The sequence below is a fragment of the Parabacteroides sp. AM58-2XD genome (assembly GCF_003463685.1).
Classification (GTDB): Bacteria; Bacteroidota; Bacteroidia; order Bacteroidales; family Tannerellaceae; genus Parabacteroides; species Parabacteroides segnis.
Genome location: NZ_QSDP01000016.1, coordinates 61689 through 72777, shown reverse-complemented (window position 1 = coordinate 72777; position 11089 = coordinate 61689). Strand labels below are relative to the sequence as shown.

Genomic DNA, 11089 nt, shown 5'->3' with positions numbered 1-11089 from the left:
TATTGTTTCTTTGAATACATATACAATAACTATAATCAATGAAAAATAAATTATTACTTATCATCGGCATAAGTGTATTATATTCTTTTACACAAGCCACCCAAATGACTCTATATTCACATTCAAAACAGTAGAGACATTATACCCTATTTTAAACAAAGAAAGCAAGATCATACATACTCCAACTCCCATATACGTAAAAGGAACCAGTCAACCAACAATCTCATTGAACGGGGATTGGTTATTCACGAAAAATATGGAGGACATACCTAACGGGATTAGTAAACCTGATTTCGAATGGGAACCGATCTCCGTTCCCACGGAATGGTACATGGAATCATTTCAAGTTGAATCCGGGAAGTGGGCCGGATATTACAAGGAGTTCGAACTTCCTATTGACTGGGAAAATCAAAAAACACTGATCCGTTTCGGTGCCGTTGAAAGCGAATGCCGAATATATCTCAATGGGAAATATGTAGGAGAACATACAGGTTCGATGACACAGTTCGAAAAAGACTTAACACATTTCCTTCTTCCTGCAAAAAATCAACTACTCATTTACGTACGTAGTGAATCGCTGGCCAGTGAAATATCAAAAATATCTCATTACGCCAAACACCAAGTCGGAGGTATATTGCGTGGTGTTGAATTAATTGCCGTTCCTCAAACTCATATTAACGACTTATATTGTGAAGCGCAATTATCCGATGATTTAGGACAAGGTATATTAAATACGCATATTTCATTATCCGGTAAACAGAAAAATCCCAAAATCGAAATTGTCGTAATGGAAAGAGGCATAGAAGGATTGCCAATAGCAGGAAAAGAGGTTTACCGGCAAGAAAACAGATTGAACCAGTTGAGTCCCATTATCATTAATGCACCTAGACTGTGGCATGCAGAAACTCCCTTCCTATATACCATAGAAATATCTCTTTTTGAGAACAACAAAAAGACAGAAGTCATAAAAAGAAATTTCGGATTTAGAAAAATAGAAATCAAAGAAAACATCTTGTATGTAAACAATCTTCCTGTTAAATTAAGAGGTGTTGCCCGCCACGATATCTCCGCTTACGATGGACGTGCCATAAAAGATACGGCTTCCCTCCGCCGGGATATTGAACAATTACGGAACGCCAATTGCAATTATATCCGTACATCACATTATCCTCCGGATAGTTACATGTTAGATCTATGCGACCGATATGGTATCTTTGTAGAAGGCGAAGCGCCTGTTTGCTGGGAGTCCGGAAAAGATTCATATGAAAGAATCAGTCAAATTTTCTATAGTTTCAAATCAATGGTGATCAGAGACCGCTCGCATCCTTGTATCTTACTTTGGTCTTTAGGTAATGAAAGCGAATGGAAACCTAAATTTTACAATAGTTTACTTCTGGCAAAGGAGTTAACTCCTAATATTCCAGTTAAATTTTCCCATTCGGAAACTCACGGAATCATAAAAGCTACTGATATCGGAGCCAAACATTATCCGGGTTGGAAAGGGCTAATGGCATTTGAAAATTATTTCCGCCCGATCATATTCGGAGAGGCACTCCACTTGAATTGCTATAACACTTCCGAAAACATAACAGATCCGGGATTAAGGGATATGTGGGGGGATTATCTTAAATATTTTGTCGATTTTATTCAGGAATCCCCCTCCATTACCGGATTAGGTATCTGGGGATGTACCGACGAAATGTATTATCCCAAAGGAAACAAACCCTGTGGATATGGTCCTTGGGGAGTAGTCGATGGATTCAGAAGGGAAAAACCGGAATTCTGGCATATGAAAATGAGTTACTCTCCTATTATTGTGACTAGCAAACATTTCCAGAGTTCCAATAACGAAACACTGGTCTCTTTGGAAAATCGATACAACACACAAAATACCAACCAAATAGAAATATTATGGAAAGATATGAACCGGCAAGGAACTGTAGAAGTCGATATAGCACCCGGAATGCAGGGTAGTCTCCACATACCTCATTGTGTAAAAGGGGACACTCTCACAATCACTATGAGAGACCGACGAGGTTTTGATCTATCTACTTGGAAAGTTCCAAGAAACTATTCACCTTATTATCCCATGCCTGAGTTAGCGAAAGGAGATGTAAAAGTCATTTCCACAGATTCTTCATACCAGATTACTTCAAAAGATATTCAGTACACTTTTTCCCGGACAAGCGGAACACTTGTCTCTATAAAGAAAAAAGGAGAAAAAATTATAACCGGACCAGTAAACATGTATGCCATTCCTCATTTAAAAGAGAATGAAGTAATTGATTACATACCGCAGGAGCGTTCGGAAAAAGAGATAGGTTTTACTTCCAGTCCTCTGACCGATTGGACACTTGAATCCGAATATTTGACACACACAGAGAAAGGTATCTCAATTACAATACACGGTAAGTATGGTGTAAACCCGGTAGAATTGGTCTATTCCATTGATAATGAAAAAAGACTCAGAATCGACTACGTATTGAATATTTTCAAAATCGGCAATGGAATTCGTCAGATCGGGATAGGGTTCAATCTTCCTAAGAAATATAACACATTGGGCTGGAAACGAAAATCTCTTTGGAGTACTTACCCTGATGACCATATCGGACGTACAGAAGGCATTGCTAAAGCATTTTATCCGGAAACTTCAAGTAAATATCTAAAACGAAGAGACATTCCTAAACACAGTTTCAGTAAAGATGGTAATGAGTATGGCTCCAATGATTTCAGATCAACCAAACAGCATATAATAACCGGAAATTTCATAAATGAGAGAGGTGACACTATAAACATTGAATCAAATGGAAAGCAACATTTAAGAGCATGGATACTACCTGAATATGTCTCTTTCTTAATAGCCAATTATTCCGATTCCGGCAATGAATTTTATCTGAATTATGATGCGAACAGAACAAAATATCTGGATGCTTATATTGCTGAAGATGGCGATGTGGCCGGATGGATACAAATGAACTTCAAATAACTTCTACGCAAACCTTTGCGTAGCTTTTTCAGACAAAGTCAGCCTCCAATAATATATTTCATTATTTTTGGAGGCTGTTCCTTTCTATCTGGGAATAAAACAATGACAGACTTTTGCTATACAATATAATTATAAGAAAATATGAAAAACTCAAGAAGAAGTTTCTTTAAACAGGGATTAGTAGGCGCAGTTGCATTGGGTACCGCCTCTATCTCCCGCCCCGTGGCAGCAATCCCTACAGAAACAAATGCACGCGCTGCGAAACGTATCGTCCTGATCTCGCTTGACGGCATCTGTGTTGAAGGATACCTGAAAGCAAAAACTCCAAACCTGGATAAATTAATGGCAGAAGGCTCCCTTTCTCTCGATACACGCGTGGTCATGCCTTCGGTAACGCTCCCAAACTGGACCAGTCATCTGACCGGAAGCGGCCCTGAACAGCACGGCGTAGTGGATAATAGCTGGGAAATCTCTAAATTCACATTGCCTGCAATCGAAAAAGACAGCGCAGGTTACTACCCTTCTGTCTTTAAGGTACTGAAAGATGCCATCCCACAAATGAAAACAGCCTTTTATTACAACTGGATCAACCTTTTTTATCCGTATAACAAACAATATCTGGATGAAGTAAGTTATCTGGAAAAGGATGCCTATGTTCCGAATTACGAAAAAGCATTTTCTTTCCTGAAAGCCAACCGGACAGATCCGACACTGGTTTTCCTCTATTCCGTCCATACCGACCATGCCGGGCATAAATACAAATGGATGTCACCCGAATATATCCGCTCCATTGAAGAAGCCGACGTAGAAATCGGACGGTTCATCGAGAAAATAAAACAGGAAGGATTATATAAAGATACCCATTTCATGTTCCTTACAGACCACGGCGGCATAAACTACGGACACGGCGGGGTAAGCACCGATGAAATGATCGTTCCCTGGGGAATCACCGGCCCGGGTATCAAAAAAGAATTCAAAATCACAGAACCCAATAACACAGTAAACACCGCTGCCGTCATCCTGCATCTATTCAAGGTAAAACAGCCTTTATCATGGACCGGAGAAGTGATAAAATCCATATTCAAATAATAATCTATCCTTATTGACAGAATTAAAAAAAGAAGAATGCACAGGATTAATTCTGTCAATAAGAATTTTATTCAGCTTTTTCTTTTAATTTTGCTTTGGAGACCGAGATAGATTTCACCTCATGCAAAATACAGATACGGAGCGCATACTATTAACGAATTTAAGCCACGGAGATGCAAAAGCATTTGAAAGTTTATTCATGCTTTATTTTCCTAAGCTAAAGCTATTCCTGTCCGGTTTTCTGGATTCTGAAGCAGAAGCAGAAGACCTGGCACAGGATGTCTTTGTTAAATTGTGGCAAAACCGACTGTCGCTTGCAGAAGTTGAAAATCTAAATGCTTATCTCTACCGGATAGCCAAAAATACACTCTATACATACCTCGACCGTTCTTATTCTCCGAATACAATTCCCATGGAAGAGTCATTCCATATTGCGTCTGTAGAGGAACTGGAAGAGATCGTTTTTGCCAAAGAACTGGAAGAACTGATAGAGGTCACCATTGAAAAAATGCCTCCCAAACGTAAGGCAATTTTCTGCATGAGCCGTAAACAGGGGCTTAGTAATGATGAAATAGCTTTTCAGCTGAACATCAGTAAACGGACCGTAGAAACACATATATCTGCCGCCCTCACCGACCTGCGTAAAGTTATTTCTGTTTTAATGCTATTTTTTTAGAAAACAGACTACGTGTGTTTTTCTTTTTTGTAGTCTTACTATTATAAACAGATAGTGAGATGGAAAAAAACAAAGTTTATAACATATTACGGCGTATGGCAGACCACACGGTCCCGTCAAAATATCGTCCCATTATAAGAAACTGGATTATCAGCAGCAAAGATATTCCGGAAAAAGAAACGGCCATGCGTCAAATATGGTTGGAGACAAAAGCAGAAGCAGATGAGAATACACGTCAATCCTTTCATGCTACCTTGCAAAAAATCCATCACACGGATCACCCTGCCGCCAGAGTATCTTTACGGACCCGCTTACTACGTTACGCTGCTATTCTTATCATACCCATAATAACCGGTACGGCTGCTTGGTGGTTAACAAAGAATGAATATGCAGAGCCCGAAATGATAGAATGCTACGTTCCCAATGGTAAGCAGGAAAGCATCCAGTTGCCGGATGGATCGGTTATCCAGGTTAACTCAGGAAGTTTACTCATTTACCCCCGTGAGTTTTCAAAAAAGAAACGTTCCGTTTACCTAAGCGGAGAAGCCAATTTTACAGTTGCCCAGAATCCGGACAAACCTTTTATCGTTAGCACAGGTCCCTTGAAAGTAGAAGTTCTGGGTACTAAATTCAACATAGAATCTTATCCGGACAATGATCGCATCACCACAACACTGGAACATGGTTCCGTCAAAATCTATAAAAACGAGGCTCCCGAAAAATCCATAATCATGAAACCGGATGAACAGGTGATTTATAATAGCCAGGACGAAACATTCAGTATCGATTGGGTTGAAGCCAGCGATTGTTCAGCCTGGACACAGGGAGAACTAAAGTTTACCAATCAACCGCTGCATGAGATACTGACTACAATGGAACGTAAATATAACGTCCATATCAAGCTGAGTCCGGAAATAAGCACTTCCGACTTATATACGATGAAATTTAAACAACATGAAACAATAGAAGACGCCATGTATATATTCGCTCAACTGGCAGGAAATATCAACTACAAAATAGAAGGAAAAGAAATCCTTCTGTTTAAGGCCGGAAAGGAGGTGGCACGCAAATAAAAAGACACCGGAAAGTACCTCTCACAGCAGCTTTCCGGCATCCGAAATAGACTTCACTCTGTTTTGAAATAAAACATCTAAGAATTTATCAACATTCACAGTAAAATCTAATACACAAAAGTATGACTTTTAATTATAAAAGGGTACTGGTCGTACCTATAAAAAATAGTAAAATATTTATACTTGCTCTCAGTTTGCTTGCATCAGGGAGCATTTTCGGTCAAAATCAAAAAATCAGTCTTCCCAAAGGAACTACTACTTTACAAAAAGTTTTTCAGGAGATAGAGAAGCAAACAGACCTGTCTGTCGATTACAACCAGAGTAAATTAAACATCAACAAACAGGTTGTAATCAAAGAACAGAATAAGACCTTGTCAAAAACATTGGAAGAAGTATTAGCCGGAAGCGGTTTGACTTTTAAAATTGAAGCAGGGCATATTCTGATCCTCCCTCTCGCTGAAAAGAAAGAGGTATCGACACCAGATAAACAAATCAAGGGTAATGTCACCGATAAAAACGGCGAACCAATCATTGGAGCCAATATCACCGTGAAAGGCACTTCCAGAGGTACCATTACAGATATTGATGGAAATTTCACCTTAGAAATACCGGCGAATGCTCAGATCCAGATTTCCTATATCGGCTATTTAACACAGGATATAGCAGTTGGAAATAAAACATCATTAGCTATCCAGCTCGTTGAAGATACTCAGAATCTGGAAGAAGTCGTGGTCGTTGGATATGGGACCAAGAAGAAGATAAACCTGACTGGCGCAGTTGCTGCAATAGACGGAAAAGCGTTGGTACAAACACCGGTTGCCAACCTCTCCAATGCCGTTGCCGGACGTATGCCGGGTGTGCTGGCTGTAAATTCAAGCGGAGAACCAAGTTCAGGTTCAACCCTTAGTATCAGGGGAAACAGTACCTTAAATAATAACGACCCGTTAATTGTGGTAGATGGTGTTCCACGAGATAATTTCAATGCTTTCGACCCGAATGAAATTGAAAGTATTACTGTATTAAAAGACGGAGCTGCTGCTGCTATATATGGTGCACGTGCGAACAACGGAGTTTTTCTGGTTACTACGAAACGTGGTAAAAAAGAGAAGCTGAGTCTGACCTACAATGGGACAATCTCTTCGCAAAGTCCGACAATGTATCCGGAGTTAATGAACGCATACGAATATGCCACAAACACCAATATTGCTCTGGATAACATGGGATATGACCGTAATAACCCTGCACATGCCAGTCGTTACTATACGGAAAAAGACATTGAGAAATACAAGACCGGCCAAGCCGGAGGAGATTGGTATGACGCCTCTTTCAAAGACTTTTCCCTAATGCAGAACCATAATATTACAATAAACGGCGGAACCGAGATTGTCAAATATTTCTTGTCCATGGGAGTTTTAGATCAGGATGGAATGTATGACAATATCAACTATAAAGCTTATAAATTCCGTTCTAATGTTGATGCCGACATTTCAAAAATCTTGCGTGTCGGTGTTAGTCTGGACGGACGTTATGAAGTAACAAACAGTCCGAGTGTGGGATCCACCGCCCTATTCCAGCATGCAACAGCCGTATTACCTACATTGACACCCTATTATCCAAGCGGAAATCCGATCAATACAGGAGGAGAACATGTTGTCGAAGAAGTAAAACATTCGGGATATAATCAACAAAAATATAACACATTCCAAGGGACATTAAGTGCAAGTCTCAAACTGGATGCAATAACAAAAGGGCTATCTGCCAATGCCAATGTATCTTTTGGGAAATATTACAATTTCGGGAAGACTTTTTCCACGCCATACACGATGTATTCAGAAGATGAAAACGGAAATATCATCGGATCAAAAACGGCAGGTGGAGAAGGTGGTAAAACAACATTATCCGAAAGTTTCAATCAAACTTATTCCACATTTCTGAATATTGGTTTAAACTACCAGCGTACTATAGACAAACATGACTTCTCTGGTTTATTGGTTTATGAGCAAAATCAATCATTAGGAGATTCATTTAGCGGAACAAAACGTGATTTTCCTATTAATTCCAAAGATGAAATGTTTGTAAGCGGTTCATTAAATCAAAGTATGACGGGTTCCAGCAGTATTAACGATGCACGTAAAGGCATCATTGGGCGATTAGGTTACATTTTTGATACGAAATATCTGTTTGAAGCCTCTTTCCGAGCCGATGCTTCCTATATTTTCCCGAAAAACAAAAGATGGGGATTCTTTCCGGCTGTATCTGCCGGATGGCGCATTTCAGAAGAAAACTTTTTTAAAGAAAGTAGTTCTTTAGATTTTATTTCAAATTTAAAGCTACGTGCATCCTTCGCCCAAGTAGGTAATGATAAAGTTTCCGCCTATCAGTGGCAAGACTCTTATGTACTTTCTTCCGTTGACGGTCCATTTTATAACAATACAGCACAATCTCTGATTTATTACAATGTTTTTCCCAACTCAAATATCACATGGGAAACAGCCAACAATTATAACATCGGAGTCGATGCTGATTTCTGGCAGGGTAAATTGGGTATCGAACTCGATTACTTTATAAAAGATACCCGTGATATTCTGTGGAGCCGCGTCCGTTCTGTACCGGGTACATTCGGTAGATCCCTGCCGAATGAAAATTACGCCTCGATGATTAATAAAGGCTTTGAAATCACTTTAACTCACAACAACCGGGTAAATAAAGTCAATTACAACCTTCGTTTTACAGCCAGTTATGCCAAAGACCGGGTTACAAAAATCGACGATCCGGCCAACGCAATGGATTATGAGAAACAGATTGACAGGCCTTTAGGATTCATCTATGGTTATAAATCTCTCGGATTGTTCCAAAGCAAGGAAGAGGCAGCAGACTGGATGGGAGGCCAACAATTCGGGGTAAACTCAATGGCCGGAGATATAAAATACGCAGATATTGATAATAACGGAATTATTGACAGCAGGGATCAAACTGTGCTCTCAGATAATGGTAATATGCCGAGACTGATGCTTGGTTTGTCCGGAGATGCAACCTGGAATAATTTTGATTTCAGCTTCTTGTTGCAAGGTGCAGCAGCAAGAAACATTATGCTTTCTTCAAGAGCCCGTGTAACATTTTTAAGCGGAGGAAATTCATACGCTTATTTGGCTGATGCTTGGTCACCCGAAAATACGGATGCCGAATATCCACAAATGTGGGTTGGTTCCAGAACGATCAACGACAGAAACTCTGATTTCTGGCTGAAAAATGCAGCTTATCTACGTTTGAAAACTATTACTTTGGGGTATACCTTCCCTAAATTCTCCATTAGGAATTGGGATATTAATAATTTAAGAGTATATGTATCCGGACAGAATCTATTAACCTGGAGTCCGCTAAAAGGATTCGATCCGGAAGCTGGTTCAGGTACAGGAGCCTATTATCCGCAACAGAAATTGTTTAGTATAGGTTTAAATGTGAATTTTTAAAACAAGAAAATATGTTACATAAATATTTAATAATAGCATTAGCCACTTTATTCTCATTAAGTTCCTGCGTTGACCTGAACAGAGAAAACCCGTCAAGCATAAGTTCCACGGATGTATGGAATGATCCGGCATTGATACAGATGTATGTAAATCACTTATACATCAAATTACCAGGATGGGATCATAATGTGTATAATAATATATCGGATGAGGCCCGCGATAATTTCCCCAGTTCTTCACCGGAACAAGTATTGAAGGGAGAATGGAATGAAACAAGTAATCCAATGGATAATTGGAGTTATTCTTATCAATATATCCGGGTTGCCAATGACTTTCTTGTAGATATTACAGGAGCATCTGTTGATGAAGAAGTAAAGAAAGTCACTTCAGCCGAAGTTCGGTTTATCAGAGCTATGTTGTACTTTGATTTGCTAAAAAGATACGGAGGAGTACCTTTGTTAACAGAACCACAAGATCTCGGTGATGATCTGGAAGTTCCCCGTAATTCATTAAATGAATGTTTCCAGTTTATTATTGATGAAATGAACGGCATTGTAGACAATCTTCCTGTAAATGCAGAGCGAGGTAAAATAACAAAGGGGGCAGCTTTATCTCTGAAAGCAAGAACCTTACTATATTGGGCCAGTCCGTTATACAATGAGAACAACGATATTTCAAAATGGCAGGAGGCCGCTACAGCGGCAAAAGCCGTAATGGATTTAGGTAAATACGATTTATATCCTGACCTGAAACAATTGTGGTTGGATATGTCAGAATCCCATAACGAAGTAATTCTTGAAAAGCAATATGGAATGCCGGATGTATCTCACGGATGGGACTGTGCCGTAAAAACACTGGATCTGGCAAACGGAGACGCCGGTCATTGTTCTCCTTTACAGGAATTGGTAGATGCCTTCCCGATGAAAAACGGGAAGCTGGTCCATGAAGAAGGTTCCGGATATGACCCGGCCAATCCGTACGAAGGGAGAGACGACAGATTCTATGCCGATATTGCATATAATCAAGCTGTAGTTTCAGGCATGCAAGGTGGAAAATTAAATCGTAATTACGTATTAAATATTTACCGGGGAGGAAACGATTATGATAATCCGCAAGGAAATCCGGCTTATCAGATCTACACGACATATACCGGATATATGACGGTAAAAGCAGTAGATCCTACCAATGAGGTTTACGGTTACTGGTATGGCAGTGTACAACCATGGATCATCTTCCGTTATGCCGAAATTTTACTGGATTTTGCCGAAGCTCAGAATGAAGCGACAGGTCCTACTCCTGAAATATATGCTGCCTTAAACAAATTGAGAAAACGTGCAGGCATCACAAACAATATTCAGGAAGGATTATCAAAAGAACAGATGAGAGAGTTAATCAGAAATGAGCGTTATGTTGAACTCTGTTTCGAGCACCACCGTTATTGGGATTTACGCAGATGGAAATTGGCAGAAACAAAACTGAACAATAAAAACTATACAGGAGTAGTAATAACTAAAGAGGCCAATGGTTCATTCACATATGAATATGAAGAAGTAGAAGCTGTTCCACTGGTTTTCACCCCTAAGATGTATTTTATGCCAATTCCTCAGAGTGAAATATCCAAGAACTCTAAGTTGACACAAAATCCAGGATGGACAGATTAAATTTTTAATAATTTCCCGGTCAATCAATACCGATATACATTAGATTGATTGACCGGATTTGATAAACAGACTTACAAACAGTATAATGAATAATTCTTTAACAAAAATATTATGGATAACTTTATTTAGTTGTC

6 protein-coding genes are annotated in these 11089 nt (G+C 39.5%); all 6 read left to right on the top strand.

Going from position 1 to position 11089, the window contains the following annotated elements; genetic code table 11:
* Positions 1 to 226 precede the first annotated feature (226 nt).
* Positions 227 to 2986, top strand: a complete 2760-nt coding sequence (locus tag DXA15_RS05870; RefSeq protein ID WP_255419925.1) for a glycoside hydrolase family 2 TIM barrel-domain containing protein — start codon at positions 227 to 229, stop codon at positions 2984 to 2986.
* Between the two features lie 141 nt (positions 2987 to 3127).
* Entirely contained in the window at positions 3128 to 4075 is a 948-nt protein-coding gene (locus DXA15_RS05865; RefSeq protein WP_128133424.1) for an alkaline phosphatase family protein, read from the top strand.
* A gap of 121 nt (positions 4076 to 4196) precedes the next feature.
* The gene (locus DXA15_RS05860; RefSeq protein ID WP_128133423.1) at positions 4197 to 4751 is read left to right on the top strand and encodes an RNA polymerase sigma-70 factor; all 555 of its coding nucleotides are present in this window, start codon (positions 4197 to 4199) and stop codon (positions 4749 to 4751) included.
* A gap of 59 nt (positions 4752 to 4810) precedes the next feature.
* Positions 4811 to 5824 carry a FecR family protein gene (locus tag DXA15_RS05855; protein ID WP_128133422.1) on the top strand — a complete coding sequence of 338 codons (1014 nt, stop codon included), beginning with the start codon at positions 4811 to 4813 and terminating at the stop codon, positions 5822 to 5824.
* Positions 5825 to 6018: 194 nt separating this feature from the next.
* On the top strand, positions 6019 to 9294 hold the full coding sequence (locus DXA15_RS05850) for a TonB-dependent receptor (RefSeq protein ID WP_233566912.1): 3276 nt from the start codon (positions 6019 to 6021) through the stop codon (positions 9292 to 9294).
* An 11-nt stretch (positions 9295 to 9305) separates the two neighbouring features.
* Positions 9306 to 10955: a RagB/SusD family nutrient uptake outer membrane protein gene (locus tag DXA15_RS05845; protein ID WP_128133420.1), complete on the top strand. Its 1650-nt coding sequence runs from the start codon at positions 9306 to 9308 to the stop codon at positions 10953 to 10955.
* Positions 10956 to 11089: the final 134 nt, after the last annotated feature.

Bases quoted from the DNA above. Each gene is read 5' to 3' on its own strand.
- DXA15_RS05845 (WP_128133420.1), top strand. From the start codon at position 9,306: ATGTTACATAAATATTTAATAATAGCATTAGCCACTTTATTCTCATTA.
- DXA15_RS05860 (WP_128133423.1), top strand. From the start codon at position 4,197: ATGCAAAATACAGATACGGAGCGCATACTATTAACGAATTTAAGCCAC.
- DXA15_RS05855 (WP_128133422.1), top strand. From the start codon at position 4,811: ATGGAAAAAAACAAAGTTTATAACATATTACGGCGTATGGCAGACCAC.
- DXA15_RS05865 (WP_128133424.1), top strand. From the start codon at position 3,128: ATGAAAAACTCAAGAAGAAGTTTCTTTAAACAGGGATTAGTAGGCGCA.